Origin of the sequence: Micromonospora sp. MW-13, from assembly GCF_003434305.1 — a bacterium.
In the GTDB taxonomy this organism is placed as follows: Bacteria; Actinomycetota; Actinomycetes; order Mycobacteriales; family Micromonosporaceae; genus Micromonospora.
In genome coordinates this window covers 61,798-81,283 of sequence record NZ_QKKX01000035.1, presented here as the reverse complement: position 1 = coordinate 81,283, position 19,486 = coordinate 61,798, and the positions used below count along the sequence as shown (strand labels likewise).

The window sequence follows — 19,486 nt, the reverse complement described above, 5'->3', positions numbered from 1 at the left end:
CGCCGCGCCACGCGACGTCGTCGCGATCTCCTAGAGACAACTGCGGCCTCCAACTGGCAGGCTGCGTCCCATGACCCTGAAGCTGCGTTCCGTGGGGGCGAGTGACCGCGGGCTGATCCGCAGCGGCAACCAGGACGCCCTGCACTCCGGCACCTGGCTCGTCGCCGTCGCCGACGGCATGGGCGGGATGGCCGCCGGCGACCTGGCCAGCCGGATCGCGATCGACGCGGTCGGGCCGCTGGACCTGGCGACACCGGAGGACGCCCTGGTCGCCGCCCTGCAGAGCGGGATCGAGCTGGCGACCGCGGGGATCCGCGAGGCGGTGCGGGAGGACCCGGAGCGGCAGGGCATGGGCACCACCCTGACCGCCCTGCTCTTCGCCCGGACCGGGAGCTGTCTCGCCCTGGCCCACGTCGGCGACTCCCGCGCGTACCTCTTCCGGGAGGGGGTGCTCAAGCAGATCACCCGGGACGACACCTTCGTGCAGATGCTCGTCGACCAGGGCGTGATCACCGCCGACCAGGCCGCGAGCCACCCGCGCCGGGCCGTGGTCACCCAGGCGTTGCAGGGCGAGGAGGTCTCCCCGTCGTACGCGACGATGGTGCCCTGGGCCGGCGACCGGTGGCTGCTGTGCAGCGACGGCCTGTCCAACGTGGTCCGTCCGGACACCCTCGCCGAGGTGCTCGGCGCCCACCCGGACCGGGACGAGTGCGCCCGGCGGCTGATCGACCTGGCGCTGCGCGCCGGCGGCCCCGACAACGTCACCGTCGTCATCGCCGACGTGGTCGCCGAGGACTGACCCGGCCCCTGCGGACGCGCCCGGCCCGAGTCGGCCCGGGCCCCGGCCCGTCGGCCCGGCCAGGGCCAGGCCCCGGGCCAGGGTGGTCGACGCGGACCGGTGCCCACCGGCCGGCCGTCGGCCCGGGTCAGCGGCGGCGCGGGGCGGCCCGGCGGGTCGGCTCTGCCGTGGTCGGGTCCTGCGGCCAGGGGTGCCGGGGGTAGCGCCCGCGCAGCTCGGCGCGGACCTGCGGGTAGCCGGTGCGCCAGAACGAGGCCAGGTCGGCGGTGACCGCCACCGGGCGGCCGGCGGGGGAGAGCAGGTGCAGCAGCACCGGCACCCGCCCGTCGGCGATCCGGGGGGCCTCGGCCCAACCGAAGGTCTCCTGGAGCTTCACCGCCAGGACCGGGGCCGCCGGGTCGGCGTAGTCCACCCGGACGCGGGAGCCGCTGGGCACGGCGAGCCGCTCCGGGGCCAGCTCGTCGAGCCGGGCGGCCTGCTGCCAGGGCAGCAGCCGGCGCAGCGCGGCGGCGACGTCGATCCGGGCCAGGTCGGCCCGCCGGCGGGCGGCGGCCAGCTCCGGGCCGAGCCAGGCGTCCGCCCCGGCGAGCAGCGCCTCGTCGCCCACGTCCGGCCAGTCGGGGCCGAGGGCGTGCCGGCAGAACGCCATCCGCTCGCGCAGCGCCCGCGCGGCCGGGGTCCAGGTCAGCAGCGTCAGGCCCGCGTGGCGCAGCCCGTCGCGCAGCGCCGCGGCCACCAGCGCCGGCTCCGGCCGGGCCAACGCCCGGGCGACCAACTCGATCGCGCCGAGCCGGACCACCTCCCGGGCCACCACGTCACCGCCGGACCAGGCCACCTCCCGCTCCGGGCGCAGCAGCGGCCCGCCGGCCTCCCGCGCGGTCGCCTCGTCCAGCGGGGTGGCCAGCCGGACCCGGGCGGCCGGCGCGCCGGGGGAGCGGTCGGCCACCGCGACGGCCAGCCACGCGGCCCCGGCCAGCCCGGAGCCCGGCGCCACCTCCGCCTCGGTCCCGCCCGCCATCAGGTACGCCGACCCGCCGGCCCGGCGGACCCGGGCCAGCCGTTCCGGGTACGCCAACCCGACCAGCAGCCCGGCGGCGAGGTCGTCGGGCAGCCGGCCCAGCCGGCGGTCCCGGGCCGGCGCGCGGCCGTCCGGGTCGCGGGGCGGGCGGGCCGGGCCGCCCCCGGGTGCCCGGGCCGGGCCGGAGGACTCCGGCGGGCTCGCGTCGTCCGTGGGCCGGTGGCCGTCCGTCCCGGCGGGCAGGGCGGCGCGGAGCCGGCGTACCTCGGCGCGCCAGCGGGCCGTGGCGGCGGGGTCGACGCCCGCGCGCAGCCGGCGCCACCCGGCGGTCAGGTCGTCGCCCGGCCCGGCGACGGCGTCCTCGGCGAGCAGCGCCACCACCTCGGCGGCCCGGTCGGCGCCGACCACCGGCGCGCCGTCCAGCAGGGCCCGGGCCAGCCGGGGATGGGCCCCCGCGCCGGCGATCGCCCGCCCCCGGGCGGTGATCCGGCCAGCGGCGTCCAGCGCGCCGAGGGTGGTCAGGGTCTCCCGGGCGACCGTCATCGCGGCGGCCGGCGGCGGGTCGGGCAGGGCCAGCCCGCTGCCGTCCGGCTCGCCCCAGGCGGCCAGCTCCAGGGCGAACCCGGTCAGGTCGGCGGTGGCGATCTCCGGTTCCGGCTGCGCGGCGAGCCGGGCGTGGGTGGCCTGCGACCAGCACCGGTACACGTGCCCGGGTGTCTCCCGGCCGGCCCGGCCGGCCCGCTGGGTGGCCGCGGCCCGGGACACCGGCACCGTGACCAGCGCGCCCAGCCCCCGGGCCAGGTCCACCCGGGGCACCCGGGCGAGCCCGGCGTCGACCACCACCCGGACCCCGGGCACGGTGAGGCTGCTCTCCGCCACGGCGGTGGCCAGCACCACCCGCCGCCGGTCGGCGGGACGCAGCGCGGCGTCCTGCTCCGCCCCGCGCAGCCGCCCGTGCAGCGGCAGCAGGGCGACGGAGTCCCGCAGGTCGGCCAGCCGGCCGGTCACGGCCGCGATCTCGCCCACCCCGGGCAGGAAGACCAGCAGGTCCCCGTCCCGCTCGGTGAGGGCCCGCCGGACCGTGGCCGCGACGTGGTCCAGCAGCGCCGGGTCGACGCGGCCGGCCCCGGAGGGGGTGACCGGCCGGGGCGGCGGGGCCCAGACCCGGGTCACCGGGTGCAGGGCCGAGGCGGCCCGGACCACCGGCGCGGGCACGCCGTCGGCGCCGAGCAGCGCGGCGAACCGGCCCGCGTCCGGGGTGGCCGACATGGCGGCCAGCCACAGGTCGGGGCGTAGCGTCGCCCGGGCCTGGACGGTGAACGCCAGCGCCAGGTCGGCGTCGAGCTGCCGCTCGTGGCACTCGTCCAGCAGGACCGCGCCGACGCCGGGCAACTCCGGGTCGTGGTGCAGCCGGCGCACCAGCAGGCCGGTGGTGACCACCTCGACCCGGGTCGTGGGGCCGCCCCGCCGCTCGCCGCGCACCGCGTACCCGATCCGGTCGCCGACCCGCTCGCCGAGCAGGGCGGCCATCCGGTGCGCCGCCGCCCGGGCGGCCACCCGGCGGGGCTGGGCGATCACCACCCGGCCGGTGACCGCCCCGGCCACGGCCAGCGGGGCGAGGGTGGTCTTCCCGGTGCCCGGGGGCGCCACGAGGACCGCGCCGCCGGCCGCGCGCAGCGCGTCGAGAAGCGCCGGCAGGGCGGGCCGGACCGGCAGGTCGAGGGGTACGTCGGCGAGCACGTCTCCTACTGTCGCACCGGCGGCGCGGGCGTCAGCCGGGGCGTACCGCGTCGAGGCCGGCGACGAACGCGCCCCAGGCGTCCGGCCCGAAGACCAGCACCGGACCGGGCCGGTCCTTGGAGTCCCGCACCGCGACCCGCCCGCCGGCTGTGGCCACCTCGACGCAGTTGCCGTTGCCACTGCTTCGGCTGCTGGTCCGCCAGGCGGCCCGGGACAGGTCGAGCGCGGTCATCCCCGTACCTCTCGTCTTTTGCCGGCGTGCCGCGATGCGGTCACGCAAAGTTACGAGAAGCGTCCTCCAGGCGGGTCAACGAATCCGCCGGGCTGAGCGCCATCCGGCGCAGCTCCTCGTGCAACAGGCTATACCGGAGCACATGGTCGGCGTCCTCCAGAGCCAGTCCCATCGTGAGGTTATCCAGGTAAACCACGGACGCGTCGGCGGCGTCGGAAAAGCCCAGGATGACGTACGGGGTGGTCATCGCGGGATGCCCGCCGGCCGAGAACGGAAGTACCTGGACCGTGACGTTGGGTAGTCGGGCCACCCGGCCGATGTGGGCCAGTTGCTCGGCCATCGCGGCCGGTGCGCCGACCGGCCGCAGCAGCACCGCCTCGTTGAGCACCACCGACAACTCGACCGGCTTCTCCTGGTGCAGCACGTTCTGCCGGTGTAGCCGGGCGGCGACCTTGCGCTCGATGCGTTCCTCCCCGGCGGTGAGCCGGTAGATCCCCCGGGCGTACGCCTCGGTCTGGAGCAGCCCGGGCACGGCCTCGGCCTCGTACGTGCGCAGCGACGCCGCCTCGGCCTCCAGCCCGACGTAGAACTCGAACCACTCCGGGAGTACGTCGCTGTAGTTCTGCCACCAGCCGCGCTGCTGCGCGCCCCGGGCGATCTCGATCAACGCCTCGGCGTCGTCCCCGGTGACCCGGTAGAGCGCCAGCGCGGCGCGGACGTCCCGGGGCTTGATCCCGATCTGCGCGGTCTCGATCCGGGACAGGTTGCTCTTGGACATGTCGAGCTGGCGGGCGGCGACATCGAGGGTCATCCCTGAACGTTCGCGCAACTGGCGAAGTTCCCGGGCGATGCGGCGGCGGCGGACGGTCGGGCTGGCGGTCACCCTCCGAGTCTGTCACGACAAGATCCGCAGGTCGCATGTGCACGGAGTGCAACCGTCGAAACTGGGAGTTGCGTTGCAAACAGAGGGCGTGCATCCTTTCACCCGGTGTCGATCAGTTGTGGACAATCCGTTCGGGAGGCTCGTTTGCTCACCGCCGACGAGTTCTATCTGGTCGCCCACAACGACAGCCGGGGCAGGGCGAAGCTGCACTCCAGCGCGGTGGGCATCGGGCTGGCGGCCGGGCTCCTCGGCGAGCTGGTCCTGTTCGGACAGATCACCGTCAGCGCCGGCAACGTGACGGTGGTGGACCGCCGCCCGCCGGCCGACGCCCTGGCGCACACCGTGCTCGACCAGTTGGTCGGCGAGTCCCAGCACCAGTCGGTCCGCACCTGGCTGAGCTTCCTCGGGCAGACCGCGGCGACGTCGGTCGCGGAGCGGCTGGCCCGGGCCGGGGTGCTGCGCCGGCAGGAGAGCCGTCGGCTGCTGCGCACCACCGTCGGCTACGTACCGATCGACCTGAACGCGGTGGCCTGGCCGGCCACCCGGCTGCGCGCCCTGCTGGACCGGCCGGAGCCGCCGGCAGTGCCGGACGCGCTGCTGTTCGGCCTGGTCTCCGCCGCCGGGCTCACCCGCGAGGTGTTGTGGAGCGCCGGCCCTCGTGCCCACCACCGGCTCGGCGTCCTCATCCCGGCGTTGCCTCCGCCGCTGAAGGAGCTGGTCGCGCACGCCGAGGCCGCCGTCGGCGCGGCGGTGCTGCGCGGCAAGCCCTGACCGGCCGACGCCCCCACCCCTCCCTGGAACCGGAGCACCGCCATGCCCCCCACAGAGACCATCCAACGACCGAGCAACGTCTCCGACGCGCTGGCCCGCGGCCGGCTCGGCGTGCCGTCGGTGATCTTCTTCGTGCTGTCCGCGGCGGCGCCGCTGACCGTGGTGGCCGGCGTGGTCACCACCGGGTACGCCGTCACCGGCGTCACCGGCATGCCGCTGGCCTTCCTGGTGGTCGGGGCGGTGCTCGCCCTGTTCTCCGTCGGCTACGTGGCGATGGCCCGCCGGGTGGAGAACGCCGGCGCGTTCTACGCGTACGTCTCCCGGGGGCTGGGCCGGCCGGCCGGGGTCGGCGCCGCCTGGGTCGCCCTGCTGGCGTACAACGCTCTCCAGATCGGGCTGTACGGCGCGATCGGGGCGGCGGCCTCCCCGGTGCTGCACCGGCTCTTCGGCGCCGACCCGGCCTGGTGGGTGGTGGCGCTGGCCGCCTGGGCGCTGGTCGCCGTGCTCGGCCTGCTCCGGGTCGACGTCAACGGCCGGGTGCTCGCGGTGCTGCTGGTCGCCGAGCTCGTGGTGATCCTCGTGTTCGACCTGGGGCAGCTCGGCAACCCGGCCGGCGGCTCGGTCAGCTTCACCGCCCTGACCGCGGACAGCCTGCTCGTCCCGGGCGCGGGCGCGCTGCTGGTGCTCGCCGCGACCGGCTTCGTCGGCTTCGAGTCCGCGGTGGTGTTCAGCGAGGAGAGCCGGGACCCGAAGCGCACCGTCCCGCTGGCCACCTACCTCTCGGTGGCGATCATCGCCGGGCTCTACGCCCTGTCGTCCTGGACGTTGACCGTGGCCACCGGCCCGGACCAGATCGCCACCCAGGCCGGCGAGCAGAGCGTCGAGCTGATCTTCAACCTGGCCGCGGCGCAGCTCGGCGAAACCGCCGTCACCGTCGGCCAGGCGCTCTTCATGACCTCCGTGCTGGCCGCGATGATCTCGTTCCACAACACCACCGCCCGGTACGCGTTCGCGCTCGGCCGGGAGCGGGTGCTGCCGGCGGCGTTCGGGAAGACCTCGCCGCGCACCGGTTCGCCCCGGACCGGCTCGCTCGCGCAGAGCCTGCTGGGCCTGCTGGTGATCCTGCTGTACACGGTCAACGGGTGGGACCCGGTGCTCCAGCTCTTCTACTACGCCGGCGCCGGTGGCGGGTTCGGGGTGCTGCTGCTGATCGCCACCACCTCGATCGCGGTGATGGCGTACTTCGCCCGCACCCGGGTCGAGGAGAGCCTGTGGCGGCGGGCGGTCGCCCCCGGGCTGGCCGCCGTGGCGCTGGTCGCCATCATCACGGTGGCGGTGGACAACTTCGCCATCCTGCTCGGGGTGTCGCCCGACTCCGCGCTGCGCTGGGCGGTGCCGGCGGCGTACCCGGTGGCGGCGCTGATCGGCGTGCTCTGGGCGCTGGTGCTGCGCGGCAGCCGGCCGGACGTCTACGCCCGGATCGGGCTGGGCGCGGAGAGCGCGGCCCTGCTGGCCGCGCCGGGCCCCGCCGGCGAGCCGGCCCCGGCCCGGGCGGAGGCCCGGCGATGAACGACGTGCGCGTCGAGCGCCTCGGCGCGGCCGAGACCCGGCTGGTGGCCGAGCGGATCGCCCGGGCGTTCCTGGTGCTCCCGGCGACCCACTGGCTGGTGCCGGACGCCTCCAAGCGGGAGGCCGTGCTGGCCGACAACTTCGAGATCCTGGTCGGGCACGCGATGGCGCACGGCCACGTGCACGCCACCGCGGACCGGGCGGCGGTGGCCGTGTGGTTCCCGCAGGTCGGCGAGGAGGTCCCGCCGCCGGCGGACTACGACGCCCGGCTGGCCGCCGCCTGCGGGGAGTGGACCGGACGGTTCCGGCACCTCGACGGGCTGTTCGCCGCCAACCACCCGTACCCCGACCACCACCACCTGGCCTTCCTCGCCGTCGCGCCGGACCGGCAGGGGCAGGGGCTCGGCTCCGCGCTGCTGCGGCACCACCACGCCGGGCTGGACGCCGACGGAATGCCCGGCTACCTGGAGGCGAGCAGCGAGATCGGCCGGGACCTGTACGCCCGGCACGGCTACCGGGCGCGGGAGGTCTTCCGGCTGCCCGACGGCACCCCGTTCTACCCGATGTGGCGGGAGCCGGCCGGGGCCTGACGCGGCGCGGGGGAGGCTCCGGACCGGCAGGCGGCCCGGCGGGGAAGGGCCCGGCCGGCGGATCGCCGATCGGGCCCCTTCCGGCGTACCGGTGGTCGGGCCCGCCGCCCCGACCACCGGCGGCGCCCCTAGTACGTGCCGTCGAGCTGACCCCGCAGCCTGGTCAGCGCCCGGGCCAGCAGCCGGGACACGTGCATCTGCGAGACGCCGATCTGCTCGGCGATCTGCGACTGGGTCAGGTTGCCGTAGAAGCGCAGGGTGAGGATCTTCTGCTCGCGCTCGTCGAGCGTGGCGAGCGCCGGGCCCAGGGCCACCCGCAGCTCGGCCAGCTCGAACTCGCTGTCCTCGCCGCCGAGCATGTCGCCCAGCTCCGTGGCCCGGTCGCCGTCGCCGGTCGGGGTGGACAGCGACACCGCGTTGTACGCGCGGGCGCCCTCCAGGCCCTCCAGGACCTCTTCCTCGGTGAGCCTGAGGTGGGCGGCGATGTCGGCGACCGTCGGGGAGCGGCCCAGCGTCTGCAGCAGCGTGCTGTTGGCGTCGGAGATGGCCAGCCGCAGCTCCTGGAGGCGGCGCGGCACCCGGATGTCCCAGGTGCGGTCGCGGAAGTGGCGCTTGAGCTCGCCGATGATGGTGGGGATGGCGTAGCCGGCGAAGTCGACGCCGCGGGACGGGTCGAACTTGTCGATGGCCTTGATCAGGCCGACGGCGGCCGTCTGTGCCAGGTCGTCGGTGGGCTCTCCCCGGCCGCTGTAGCGGTGGGCGAGGTGGTTGGCGAGCGGCAGCCAGGCTTCGATCGCCCTGTCCCGCAGTGCGGCGCGCGACGGGTGGTTGGCGGGCAGCGCTGCCATCGCGTTGAGGAGGTCGGCCGCGCTGTCGGTGAGCGCTCGCGGGTCCAGCTTCCTGGTGACGGCGGCCGGCTCTGCCTTCGTCTGCTCGCTGATCGTTGGCGCGGTCATTGGTGGTCCTCCCTGCACCTCGTCCGCGGATAAAGACGTGACGCTGTGGTTTAGCTTCGGTTCGTCCGTTCGGGACTCACCTTAGCCGGAACGGCTCCAGGAAATCTAGCCGAAAGTACGATGTGCTTAAGGTACTTTCAGGAACAGAACCCCCCGAAAGGTGCGTAGATACCGGAAGATTCGATCGCGATTACCGGTTCGTTGGCCGGTTGGTCGGTCCCGGCCGGGCCGGACGGTCGACCCGACCCGCCGTCCGGCGGTGCCCCGGGTCTGGTCGGGGGCGGTGGTCGGGCCGCCCGTCGGGACGGAGTGCCCGACCGGCCGATGCGCGCGGCGCGGCGTCAACGTGAAACCCGACAGACCGGCCCAACTGTCGGGTTTGCGTCCTTGTCCCACCCACGGGACCGGCCGTAGCGTCGCTGGGGAATTCCCCCTGGCCCGGAGGCAGCGTGCTCGACCCCGCCGATCCGCACCTCGTCGTGCACAGCCGGATGATCTATCTGAGCTGGCTGCCGGCGGACCCGGCCGCAGCCGCCGCCCTGCTGCCGGCGGGCCTGCGCGCCGGGGACGACCGCCGGGTCTTCATGAACCAGTACGTGGTCGACGACGAGACCCAGAGCTCCGGGTTCGGCGCGTACTCGCTGACCTATCTCGGCGTGTCGCTGGCCGGCCTCGACGTCCCGGACCGGCCCCTGCCGGGCGGCTGGTGGACGCACTACCTCTGCTCCAGCCCCCGGGTGCGCGGGTACGCCGCCGCCCGCGGCGCCCCGGTCGCGGCCGGCCGCACCTGGCTGGAGCAGCGGGGCGACACGCTGGTGGCGCAGACCGAGGTCGACGGGGCGCCCCTGATCCGCGCCCGGGTACGCGTCGGCGACACCGGGCACGTCATCCGCAGCGGCCATCACCGCTACCTCACCGGTCGCGACGGGGCCCTGGTCAGCGGCGTCTACCCGTACCTGGCCGAGCCGGTGGCACCGTTCGAGGTCGAGTCGGTGGACTTCCTCGACCCGGACCACCCGGTCTACCCGCTACGTCCGGCCAACCCGCTGGTCATCGCCACCGGCTTCTACTCCCCGCGCGCGTCGTTCGCGTACCCGGGCGGGGAGAGCGTGCTCGCCCGCAGCCCGGCGGCGGTCGGCCGGGCCGGTCACCAGGTGCCGGCCAGCCGGGCCCGCAGCGGCCTGCCGTCCGGGTCGTAGACCAGCCGGTACGCGGGCAGCGCCCACGCCCGGGTGTACCAGGGCAGCCGCTCCGGCCGGTGTGGGCGCAGCCGGCCCGGCGGCCGGGGCCCGACCCGACCCGAGTCGTGCCAGCGTTGCAGCGCGTGCGCCGCCGCGGTGATCGTCTCGACCGCCGACGCCGGGCCCAGCAGGTCGTGGTCCGCGCCGCCGCCCGGGTCCCGGTCCAGGTGCTCGCGCCACAGCCGCAGCCGCAGTTCCCGGGCGAACAGCCGGGCCCCGTCGCCCAGGCCGCCCGGGTCCAGCGGGGCCCGCTCGTCCCGGGTGTCGTCGAGCACCGCGCAGGACAGCTCGCTGTCGTGGGTCCACGAGCGGCGGTTGAAGTTGTCGCTGCCCACACTGGCCCACACGTCGTCGACCACGCACACCTTGGCGTGCACGTACACCGGGTCGCCCGCGTGGTTCTCCACGTCGAAGACGTGCACCCGGTCCGGGGCGGCCCTGCCGCACAGCGCCAGCGCCTGCTCCCGGCCGACCAGGTTCGGCGGCAGGGCGAACCGGCCGTCCACGTCCGGGTGCCGGGGGACGACGGCCACCAGGTGCAGGTCGGGATTGTCGCGCAGCGCCCGGGCGAACAGGTCGGCCACCTCGGTCGACCAGAGGTACTGGTCCTCCAGGTAGATCAGCCGGCGGGCCCGGCGGACGGCCTTGGTGTAGCCGCGGGCCACCGTGCGCTCGCCGTCCGGGGCGAAGGAGTAGCACGGGCGCACCGCCGGGTAGGTGCGCAGCACCTGGATCCGGTGCGGGCCGCACGGCGGGGGGTCGGCCGGCTGGTCGGGCAGCGGGTCCGGGCGCAGGTCCGCGGCGCGCAGCCGGTCCCGCAGGTACGCCAGCGGATTCTCCGAGTCCAGCGGCATCGGGTCGGTCCACCGCTCGCGGAACACGGAGTCCAGCGCGCCGACCACCGGCCCGCGCAGGGCGAGCTGCACGTCGTGCCAGGGCGGGGTGTCGCCGTACCGGGGGGACATCCCGACCGCCTGCGGGTCGCCGTGGTGCTCGGCGTCGTCCCGGCGGCTGTGGCACAGGTCGATCCCGCCGGTGAAGGCGACGTCCCGCTCCCCGGCGGCGGGGTGGCGCAGCACCACCAGCTTCTGGTGGTGCGAGCCGCCGCGGCGGACCCGCTGGTCGAGCAGCACCTCGCCGCCGGCCGCGCAGACCGCCTCGCTGAGGCTGCGGTTCTCCGCCTCGCTGAACGACAGCGAGTCGAGGTGTGAGCGCCAGAGCAGGCCCTTGACCACCACGCCGCGCTGGGCGGCGCGGCTGAAGAGCTGGGCCACGGTCGGCCCGTCCGGGCGCATCCGCTCGTCGGGGTCGCCGCGCCAGTCGGTGAAGAACAGGTGGTCGCCCTCGCCGAGCGCCTCCACCTCGCTGACCAGCCGGTCGAAGTACGCCGCGCCGTGAATCAGCGGCTCGGCGAGGTTTCCCGTCGTCCAGACGGGTAACTCAGAGCCCGGGTTGGCGCGTTCCTGCGCGGTGAGGAACCAGTCCCGCATCGGCACGCTCCAGCCTCCCGAGGTCGACAACGTCCTCACGGTAGGGCCCTCGCGCCGGGCCCGCACGCCGACCGGCACCCCCGGTGACCTGGCAACGTTCCCGCGCGACGCCCGACGACCCTGACCGAACACCGAGGAGGCCATCCGATGCCCGTCGAGACGACCGACGCCGTGACCGAGTACCGCGAACAGCCGGTGGAGAGCGAGCGCGGTGCGCTGGTGGCCGTGTTGGTGATGGTGCTGCTGGGGGTGGCGGGGATCTTCGCGGTCTCCTGATCCCGCCCGGCGGGCGCCACCGGGGGCTGCCCGGTGACGCCCCGTCCCGTCCGGGCGGTCAGAGCGGTCAGGGCCGGTCGCCCTGGCCGCCGGTGTGCGGCACCCGCTCGGCCGGGATCACCCCGAGCCGGCCGGCCTGGAAGTCCTCGACCGCCTGGATCAGCTCGTCCCGGGTGTTCATCACGAACGGGCCGTAGTGCGCCACGGGCTCCCGGATCGGCTGCCCGCCCATCACGTAGAGCTCCAGGGCGGGGGCGTTCGAGTCCTGCTTCGCGTCCGCGGTGACCCGCAGCGCGTCGCCCGGACCGTGGGTGGCGAGTTGGCCGGTGTGCACCGGGCGGCGGTCGGTGCCGACCGTGCCGCGCCCGGCGAGCACGTAGACCAGCGCGTTGAAGTCCGGCTGCCAGGGCAGGCTCAGCTCGGCGCCGGGCTGCACCGTGACGTGGGCGATGCTGATCGGGGTGTGGGTCGAGCCCGGCCCGCGGTGCCCGGCCACCTCGCCGGCGATGACCCGGATCAGCGCGCCGCCGTCCGGCGTGGTGAGCAGCGCCGACTCCTTGCCGCGGATGTCCTGGTAGCGCGGCGGCATCATCTTCGCCACCCTCGGCAGGTTCACCCAGAGTTGGAGGCCGTGGAACAGGCCGCCGCTGGCCACCAGGTGCTCGGGCGGCGCCTCGATGTGCAGCAGGCCGCTGCCGGCCGTCATCCACTGGGTGTCGCCGTCGGTGATGGTGCCGCCGCCGCCCTGCGAGTCCTGGTGGTCCATGATCCCGTCGATCATGTAGGTCACCGTCTCGAAGCCGCGGTGCGGGTGCCACGGGGTGCCCTTGGGCTCGCCCGGCGCGTAGTCCACCTCGCCCATCTGGTCGAGGTGGATGAACGGGTCCAGCTCGTGCGTCGGCACCCCGGCGAAGGCCCGGCGGACCGGGAAGCCCTCGCCCTCGTACCCGCTGGGGGCGGTGGTCAGCCGGCGGACCGGCCGGTAGCTGGTGGTCTCGTCGAGCCGGGGCAGGCGGGGCAGGACGAGGACGTCGTCGACGGTGATCGCGGGCATCTCGAACTCCTTATTCGTTGCGGGTGGGCGAGGCGTCGCGGTCGGCGCGCAGGCGCCGGCCGAGGCGGTCGAAGACCCGGGTCAGGCAGGCGACCTCGGCGTCGTCGAGGTCGTCCATGAGGTGGCTGCGCACGGAGCGCAGGTGGTGCGGCGCGGCCTCGCGCAGCGCCAGCAGCCCGGCGGCGGTGAGCACCGCCTCGCTGCCCCGCCCGTCCTCGGCGCAGGACTGCTTGGCCACCAGGCCGCGCTTGCACATCGAGGTGATCTGGTACGTCAGCCGGCTGGGCGAGAAGACCAGCCGGCCGGCCAGCTCACCCATCCGCAGCCGTTGCCCCGGCGCCTCGGAGAGCAGCACGAGCACGTGGTAGTCGGCGAAACTCAGCTCGCTGTCGGCCCGCAGGTCGTCCTCAAGCTGGGTGAACAGCCGCTGGCTCGACTCGATGTAGGCGCGCCAGCAGGCCATCCGCTCGCTGTCCAGGCTCTCCGTCATGCCGCAACCATAGCACTCTTTCAAAATTTAACAAGTTGCTTCGGACCTGGCTGCGCGCTGCAAGCGGCCGGATTGGTCTTTTCTGCTTTCGATTTGAAGGAAGGGGCCGGAAAAACCCGGGCGGGCGGGCCCGGCGGCGTGCGAGACTGCCCCGTGGACCACGTCGTACTCGCTGCCCCCGGCCTGCTGCTGCGCCCCTGGCAGGCGGCCGACGCCCCCGACGTGCTGGCCGCCCTGCGCGATCCGGCCGTGGCCACCTGGAACCCGCAGGGCGAGATGGACGAGGCACGCGCCGCCGACTGGGTGCGCCGCCGGGCGGACTGGTCCGGCGGCGACGCGCTGTCCCTCGCGGTGACCGACCCCGGCGACGGCGGGCTGCTCGGGGCGGTGTCGCTGCACGGGATCGGCGGCGGCAACGCCAGCATCGGGTACTGGACCGTGCCCGCTGCCCGGGGGCGGGGCGTCGCCACGGGCGCGGTCCGGCGGCTCACCACGTGGGCCTTCGCGGCGCTGGGCCTGCACCGCATCGAGCTGTGCCACGCCGTGCCGAACGTGGTGTCCTGCCGGGTGGCCCTGCGGGCGGGGTATCTCGCCGAGGGCACGCTGCGCGAGTCGTACCGCTACGGCGACGGCCGCCGGCATGACGAACACCTGCACGCCCGCCTCGCGACAGACGGCTGACCGGCACGGCGGACGGCCCCGGGGACATCCCCCGGGGCCGTCCGGCGCTGCGGTCGTCGGGCCGTCCACCCGCCGGGGCGCGGCGACACCGGTGGCGCGTCCGCGCGGCGTCAGCGGGCCGTCGCGCCCGCGGGCGTCAGGTGCATCCGGGCCAGTAGCTGTTGGGCCTGCTCGGCCTGGTCGGCGTCGACGGTGACCGCGTACTGGCTGGCGCGCAGGGAGCTGGCGGACGTGAAGTCCCGCTGCCCGCCGGTCATCGCGTGCGCGACCGCGCCGAACACCGCACCCCAGATCGCCCCGATCACCAGGCCGACCAGGATCACCGCCACCCAGCTACCAGCGGTGAAGATCCCGAAGAGCAGCCCGATGAACAGGCCGAACCAGGCGCCCGTGCCCGCGCCGACCAGGGCCGCCCGGCCCGTGGTCATCCGGCCGAGCACCGTCTCGACCAGGGTGAGGTTCGTCCCCACGATCGCGGTGCGCTGCACCGGGAACCGGTTGTCGGCCAGGTAGTCCACCACTCGCTGGGCGGATGGATAGTCCGGGTACGACCCGATCGTCACGGTCGGGGCCTCGGCCGGCGGGCCGTGGCCGTCGCCGCCGGGCGGAACGGGGCGGCCCGCCGGACCGGACGGGAGGTTGTTTCCGCCCGGCATCCCGGGTTGCCAGGCCGCGGTCGGAGTCGAGGGTCTGATCATGAGCATCCTCCTTCGTCGACCTCCCGCGTTCCCCCGGGCACCGGCCGGTAACGCGCCGGCTCCCCCGGATCGGCAGGCCCGCCACGATCCGGATGCCCCGACGCGCCGGAGCGGTCTCCGGTCGCCCCGCCCCGGCCGGGAGGAGCGACGCACGGGACCGGTTCGCTCGCATCCGGCGGTGCCCCGACGAATGCTGGTCGGCGCCGCCGGGTAGGCACGGCCGTGGACACCGGACGGATCAGCGAGCACGGCTTCCTGGCCGACGGCCGCAGCGCGGTTCTGGTCGACCGGGCCGGCTCGGTCAACTGGTGGTGCCCGGCACGGTTCGACGGCCCGTCGGTCTTCGGGCGGCTGCTCGACGACGACGCGGGCCACTGGTCGATCCGGCCCGAAGGGGACTTCACCACCGAACGCTCCTACCTGGCGGACACGCTGGTGCTGCGGACCGTCTTCACCACCCGGGACGGGTCGGTGGCGGTGACCGACGCGCTGGCGCTGGAGCCCGGCGCGCGCGGGCACGACATCGGGCTGCGTTCGCCCCGGGTGCTGGCCCGGCTGGTGGAGGGCGTCTCCGGTGCCGTGCCGGTGCGGCTGCGCTACCGCCCCCGGTTCGAGTACGGCCGGGTCGTCCCGTATCTGGTGCCCACCGGCGACGGGGTGCAGGCGACCGTCGGCGCGGCCCGCCTGCGACTGCGTGGCGACGTGCCCCTGGAGTGCGGCGAGGGCGAGGCCGCCGCGACGTTCACCGTCCGGCCCGGCGAGTCGTACGGCTTCACGCTGGGGTACGGCCCGACCTACGACGCCGGCCCGCCCGTGACGCCGGACGCCGCCCCGACGGTCGCCGAGACGGCGGCGGGCTGGCGGTCCTGGGCCGGCCTGCACCCGTACCACGGCCGGTTCGCGGACCAGGTGCGCCGCAGCGCGTTGGTCGTGCAGGGCATGACCTACCAGCCCAGCGGCGCGATCGTGGCTGCGGCGACCACCTCGCTGCCCGAACAACTGGGTGGCGACCGCAACTACGACTACCGCTTCGTCTGGGTCCGCGACTTCAGCCTCACCCTGAAGGCCCTCTGGCTGGCGGCCTGTCCCGACGAGGCCAACCGGCAGTTCGCGTGGGTGGCCCGCGCGATGGGCCGGATCGGGAACCAGCCGGTGCCCATCATGTACGGCGTGGAGGGTGAGCGGGACCTGACCGAGCACCCCCTCGACCGCCTCGCCGGGTACGCCGACAGCCAGCCGGTCTTCGTCGGCAACGACGCCTGGAGACAGCGGCAGACCGACGTGCTCGGGGAGGTCCTCGACGCGGCGTGGCTGATGCGGCACTACCTCGATCCGATGGACCCCGAGGTGCACCAGCTCCTGCGCGCCCTCGCCGACCAGGCGGTCGCCGACTGGCACCTCCCCGACGCCGGCATGTGGGAGGCCCGGGACGCGGAGCGGCACTACGTCTCGTCGAAGGTGCAGTGCTGGACCGCGCTGGACCGGGCGGTGCGGTTCGGACCCCGCCTCGGTGATCCCGCCGACCTGGCCCGCTGGGCCGCCGCCCGGGACGAAGTCCGCGCGGCGGTGCTGGACCGGGGCTGGAACGACCGGCTCGGCGCGTACACCGGGGCCTTCGGTTCGGACGAGCTGGACGCCTCGGTGCTGATCATGCCGCTGGTGGGGTTCCTGCCGGCCGACGACGCCCGGATGCGCTCCACGATGGACGTCGTCGAGGCACGGTTGTCGCGCGACGGTCTGCTGCGCCGCTGGGACGGCGACCCGGCCGGCTTCGTCATCTGCTCGTTCTGGCTGGCGAGCTGTCTGGCCCTGGCCGGCGAGCTGGACCGGGCCGAGCGGATGTTCGCGTCCCTCGCCGGCCGGGTGAACGACCTGGGCCTGTTCGCCGAGCAGATCGACCAGGCCACCGGGGAGCAGCTCGGTAACTTCCCGCAGGCCTTCTCGCACATCGGCCTGATCAACGCCGCCGGCTCGTTGACCGAGGCCGACGAGCGGCGACGCCAGGGCGCGGACCGCCCGCGCCCCACCGTGCCGACAGGTGCGGGTCGAACGGAGGGAGCACGCTGATGACCGGACGGCTCGACGGAAGGACCGCCCTGATCACCGGCTCGGACTCGGGCATCGGTCAGGCCACGGCGATCGAGTTCGCCCGTGAGGGGGCCGACGTCGTGGTGCACTACCTGCACGACCACGCCGGGGCCAACCACACCCGGGACAAGGTGGCCGAGAACGGCCGGCGGGCGGTGGTGGTGCAGTGCGACATCTCCGACGAACAGCAGGTGGAGGCGATGTTCGACGAGGCCCTGGCGGAGTTCGGCACGCTCGACGTGCTGATGAACGACGCCGGGGTGGACGCCTCCGGGATCCCGGTGGCGGACCTGGACACCGAGACCTGGGACCGGGCCATCCGGACCAACGTCTACGGGGCGTTCTTCGCGTCCCGCCGGTTCGTCCGGCACCGTCGGGACCAGGGCGGCCACGGGAAGATCATCAACATCACCTCGGTCCACCAGGAGGTGGCCCGGGCCGGCGGCTCCGACTACGACGCCAGCAAGGGCGCGCTGCTGGAGTTCGCCAAGAGCCTGGCCCTGGAGGTGGCGCCGATGCACCTCAACGTCAACAACATCGGCCCGGGGATGGTGCTCACCCCGTTCAACCAGAAGGCCATCGACGATCCGGCGTACCTGGAGGAACAGGTGCAGAGCATCCCGTGGAAGCGGGCCGCCATGCCCGAGGAGATCGGCCGGCTCGCCGTCTTCCTGGCCAGCGACGACGCTGACTACGTGACCGGTTCGACGTACTTCATGGACGGCGGGCTGATGCAGAACCAGGGCCAGGGCGCCTGAGCGCGGGTCCCCGGTCGGCCGGCCCGGCCCCGCCGGCCGCCACGCGCAACCGCGCGGCGGCCGGCTCGTCGGCGCGGCAGGACCACGTCGACGGCTCGGGCTCAGGAGCAGGGTGCGCCGTTGAGGGTGAAGCCGGTCGGGGCGGGCAGCGTGCCGCCGGAGTAGGTGCCCTGGAAGCCGACGCTCAGCGTGCCACCGGCCGGCAGGCCGCCGTTCCAGGCCGAGTTGCGCACGGTGATCCGCTCGCCGCTCTGGCTCCACTCACCGTTCCAGCCGCTGGTCAGCCGCACCCCGGGGCCGGCGGTGAAGGCCACCGTCCACGAGCTGAGCGCGCCGCCCCGGTTGGTCACCCGCAGCTCGGCGGTGAACCCGCCGGTCCAGGTGTTCGGGGTGAAGGTGACCGCGCAGCCGTGGGTCGGCGGGGTCGTGGTCGGGGGCGCGGTGGTGGGCGGGGCGGTGGTCGGCGGAGCGGTGGTCGGGACCGGCCCCGCGGCGACCGCCAGGTCGTACGCCCGTTGCGGGACGAACTGGCCGGCCCCGGCGATGCAGCCGTCGGCCTCGCCGGGCAGCTTCACCCAGAGGTACGCGTCGATCGCGCCGTCCCCGGTGGCGGTGGTGCTCGGGGTGCCGATCGCCCGCCCCGGCGGGTCGCACCACTCCGAGCCGGCAGGGCCGTTGCCGTTGCGGCTGGTGTCGATCACGGCCTTCAGCCGGGACACGCCGGTGGCGGCGATGACCTGCCTGGCGTACCCGACGGACTCGGCGGTGGTGCGGTAGTTGGAAACGTTGAGGGAGATGCCGTCGGCGCTGTTGGCGACGTCCGCGCCGGTCAGCCGGGCGGCGATGTCGGCGGGGGAGAGCCACGCCGAGTGCCCGGCGTCGAAGTAGACCTTCGCCTGCGCCGAGTCGGCCTTGAGCTTCTTGCCGGCGTACGCCATGGACGCCTTCGTCTCGGCCTGCTGGGCGGCGCTCTGGCAGTTCGTCATCAGCGGGAGCACGTCCGGCTCCAGCACGATCGAGGCGGGCCGGCCGGCCAGCCCGGCGGCCACCTGGTCGACCCACTGCCGGTAGCTGGCGTGGTCCGGCGCGCCGCCGCCGCTGGCGCCGCTACAGTCCCGGTTCGGGATGTTGTAGACCACCAGGATCGGGATCTTCCCCGCCGCGGCGGCGGCCCCGACGAACTGGTCCACCTCGGCCCGGACGGTGGAGGTGTTGGTGCGGGTGTACCAGCGGGCCTGCGGGACGGCGGCGACCCGGTCCCGGATGACGGCGGCGCGCGGGTCGCCCGGATTGGCGGCCACCCACTGGGCGGCGTTGGTCTGCGGGTCGACGTAGAAGGCGGAATCGGCGGCCACGGCCGGCGCGGAGCCGACGAGGCCGACCGCGACGGTGGCGGCGGCGGTGAGCGTGGTCGCGCCGGCGGCCAGGGCCGCGAGCGCTGGTCTGCTTCGCATGGGGCGTCCTCCACGAATTGACGAGTATGCGTGGAAGCGCTCCCACGCGTTCCCCGTCAAGGTACGCGCCCATTGCCGGCGTGTGAAGACCTGTGACGCTGTCCGTCGGTTCCCGGGGGCGAGAATGGCGGCATGCGCCTGGTGATCACGGCCGACACCCACGTGCCGAAGCGGGCCCGCGACCTGCCGGCGCCGCTCTGGGCGGCGATCGACGCCGCCGACGTGGTGCTGCACGCCGGGGACTGGGTGGACGTCGCGCTGCTCGACGCCGTCGAGGCCCGGACGCGCCGCCTCGTCGGCGTGTCCGGCAACAACGACGGGCCCGAACTGCGCGCCCGGCTGCCCGAGGTGGCCCGGGTCGAGCTGGGCGGCCTGCGGGTCGCCGTGGTGCACGAGACCGGCCCGCGCGCCGGCCGGGAGCAGCGCTGCGCCGCCGCGTACGGCGACGCGGACCTGCTCGTCTTCGGTCACTCGCACATTCCGTGGGACACCGTCGCCCCGGGCGGGCTGCGGCTGCTCAACCCCGGCTCGCCGACCGACCGGCGCCGCCAGCCGTACGCCACCTACCTCACGGCGCGGGTGGCGGCGGGACGGCTCGACCGGGTCGAGCTGCACCGCCTGCCACCGCGTTGACCGCCGTTGTCTCCGTTTCCTCGTTGCTGTCGCCGTCCCCGCCGTCCTCGCTGTCCCGTCGGTCC

19 protein-coding genes are annotated in these 19,486 nt (G+C 75.0%); 10 read left to right on the top strand and 9 right to left on the bottom strand.

The window, feature by feature from the left end:
• Positions 1–70: 70 nt before the first annotated feature.
• Positions 71–799: a PP2C family serine/threonine-protein phosphatase gene (locus C5N14_RS18740; RefSeq protein WP_117669408.1), complete on the top strand. Its 729-nt coding sequence runs from the start codon at positions 71–73 to the stop codon at positions 797–799.
• A gap of 127 nt (positions 800–926) precedes the next feature.
• Here the strand turns inward: C5N14_RS18740 and C5N14_RS18735 are convergent, their stop codons facing one another.
• Genes C5N14_RS18735 through C5N14_RS18725 form a run of 3 tightly spaced genes read right to left on the bottom strand, consistent with a single transcriptional unit; the run spans position 927 to position 4,672 of the window.
• Positions 927–3,557: an ATP-dependent RNA helicase gene (locus C5N14_RS18735; RefSeq protein ID WP_117669407.1), complete on the bottom strand. Its 2,631-nt coding sequence runs from the start codon at positions 3,555–3,557 to the stop codon at positions 927–929.
• 31 nt (positions 3,558–3,588) lie between these two features.
• Positions 3,589–3,789, bottom strand: coding sequence for a DUF397 domain-containing protein (locus tag C5N14_RS18730; protein WP_117669406.1), 201 nt, complete (start codon positions 3,787–3,789; stop codon positions 3,589–3,591).
• A 40-nt stretch (positions 3,790–3,829) separates the two neighbouring features.
• A complete protein-coding gene (locus tag C5N14_RS18725; RefSeq protein WP_117669405.1) occupies positions 3,830–4,672 on the bottom strand; it encodes a helix-turn-helix transcriptional regulator in 843 nt (280 codons plus the stop codon).
• A gap of 144 nt (positions 4,673–4,816) precedes the next feature.
• Between C5N14_RS18725 and C5N14_RS18720 the strand changes: the two genes are divergently transcribed.
• Genes C5N14_RS18720 through C5N14_RS18710 form a run of 3 tightly spaced genes read left to right on the top strand, consistent with a single transcriptional unit; the run spans position 4,817 to position 7,602 of the window.
• On the top strand, positions 4,817–5,443 hold the full coding sequence (locus C5N14_RS18720) for a GPP34 family phosphoprotein (protein ID WP_117669404.1): 627 nt from the start codon (positions 4,817–4,819) through the stop codon (positions 5,441–5,443).
• 42 nt (positions 5,444–5,485) lie between these two features.
• Positions 5,486–7,012: an APC family permease gene (locus C5N14_RS18715; RefSeq protein ID WP_117669403.1), complete on the top strand. Its 1,527-nt coding sequence runs from the start codon at positions 5,486–5,488 to the stop codon at positions 7,010–7,012.
• Entirely contained in the window at positions 7,009–7,602 is a 594-nt protein-coding gene (locus tag C5N14_RS18710; protein ID WP_117669402.1) for an N-acetyltransferase, read from the top strand. Before C5N14_RS18715 ends, C5N14_RS18710 begins: the two co-directional genes overlap by 4 nt.
• 128 nt (positions 7,603–7,730) lie before the next feature.
• On the opposite strand, the gene C5N14_RS18705 is transcribed toward C5N14_RS18710, so the two are convergent.
• On the bottom strand, positions 7,731–8,558 hold the full coding sequence (locus C5N14_RS18705) for a SigB/SigF/SigG family RNA polymerase sigma factor (protein WP_117669401.1): 828 nt from the start codon (positions 8,556–8,558) through the stop codon (positions 7,731–7,733).
• A gap of 449 nt (positions 8,559–9,007) precedes the next feature.
• On the opposite strand from C5N14_RS18705, the gene C5N14_RS18700 reads away from it, so the two are divergent.
• Entirely contained in the window at positions 9,008–9,757 is a 750-nt protein-coding gene (locus C5N14_RS18700) for a hypothetical protein (protein ID WP_117669400.1), read from the top strand.
• On the opposite strand, the gene C5N14_RS18695 is transcribed toward C5N14_RS18700, so the two are convergent.
• The gene (locus tag C5N14_RS18695; RefSeq protein ID WP_117669399.1) at positions 9,706–11,295 is read right to left on the bottom strand and encodes a phospholipase D family protein; all 1,590 of its coding nucleotides are present in this window, start codon (positions 11,293–11,295) and stop codon (positions 9,706–9,708) included. The genes C5N14_RS18700 and C5N14_RS18695 overlap by 52 nt on opposite strands.
• Positions 11,296–11,436: 141 nt before the next feature.
• Here C5N14_RS18695 and C5N14_RS33800 point away from each other — a divergent pair, with 141 nt between their 5' ends.
• Positions 11,437–11,565, top strand: a complete 129-nt coding sequence (locus tag C5N14_RS33800; RefSeq protein ID WP_256371534.1) for a hypothetical protein — start codon at positions 11,437–11,439, stop codon at positions 11,563–11,565.
• A 67-nt stretch (positions 11,566–11,632) separates the two neighbouring features.
• On the opposite strand, the gene C5N14_RS18690 is transcribed toward C5N14_RS33800, so the two are convergent.
• The gene (locus C5N14_RS18690; RefSeq protein ID WP_117669398.1) at positions 11,633–12,619 is read right to left on the bottom strand and encodes a pirin family protein; all 987 of its coding nucleotides are present in this window, start codon (positions 12,617–12,619) and stop codon (positions 11,633–11,635) included.
• A gap of 10 nt (positions 12,620–12,629) precedes the next feature.
• On the bottom strand, positions 12,630–13,109 hold the full coding sequence (locus C5N14_RS18685) for a MarR family winged helix-turn-helix transcriptional regulator (protein WP_117669397.1): 480 nt from the start codon (positions 13,107–13,109) through the stop codon (positions 12,630–12,632).
• A 153-nt stretch (positions 13,110–13,262) separates the two neighbouring features.
• Here C5N14_RS18685 and C5N14_RS18680 point away from each other — a divergent pair, with 153 nt between their 5' ends.
• Entirely contained in the window at positions 13,263–13,790 is a 528-nt protein-coding gene (locus C5N14_RS18680) for a GNAT family N-acetyltransferase (protein ID WP_117669396.1), read from the top strand.
• A 110-nt stretch (positions 13,791–13,900) separates the two neighbouring features.
• Here the strand turns inward: C5N14_RS18680 and C5N14_RS18675 are convergent, their stop codons facing one another.
• Complete coding sequence (locus C5N14_RS18675; protein WP_117669395.1) at positions 13,901–14,488, bottom strand: general stress protein; 588 nt, start codon at positions 14,486–14,488, stop codon at positions 13,901–13,903.
• A 222-nt stretch (positions 14,489–14,710) separates the two neighbouring features.
• On the opposite strand from C5N14_RS18675, the gene C5N14_RS18670 reads away from it, so the two are divergent.
• Together C5N14_RS18670 and C5N14_RS18665 are read left to right on the top strand one after the other, a co-directional pair.
• On the top strand, positions 14,711–16,555 hold the full coding sequence (locus C5N14_RS18670; protein WP_117669394.1) for a glycoside hydrolase family 15 protein: 1,845 nt from the start codon (positions 14,711–14,713) through the stop codon (positions 16,553–16,555).
• The gene (locus C5N14_RS18665; protein ID WP_117669393.1) at positions 16,555–17,334 is read left to right on the top strand and encodes a glucose 1-dehydrogenase; all 780 of its coding nucleotides are present in this window, start codon (positions 16,555–16,557) and stop codon (positions 17,332–17,334) included. The genes C5N14_RS18670 and C5N14_RS18665 overlap by 1 nt, the downstream gene beginning before the upstream one ends.
• Before the next feature lie 101 nt (positions 17,335–17,435).
• Here the strand turns inward: C5N14_RS18665 and C5N14_RS18660 are convergent, their stop codons facing one another.
• Positions 17,436–18,788: a glycoside hydrolase family 6 protein gene (locus C5N14_RS18660; RefSeq protein ID WP_117669392.1), complete on the bottom strand. Its 1,353-nt coding sequence runs from the start codon at positions 18,786–18,788 to the stop codon at positions 17,436–17,438.
• A gap of 132 nt (positions 18,789–18,920) precedes the next feature.
• Here C5N14_RS18660 and C5N14_RS18655 point away from each other — a divergent pair, with 132 nt between their 5' ends.
• Positions 18,921–19,421, top strand: coding sequence for a metallophosphoesterase (locus C5N14_RS18655; RefSeq protein ID WP_117669391.1), 501 nt, complete (start codon positions 18,921–18,923; stop codon positions 19,419–19,421).
• Positions 19,422–19,486 lie beyond the last annotated feature (65 nt).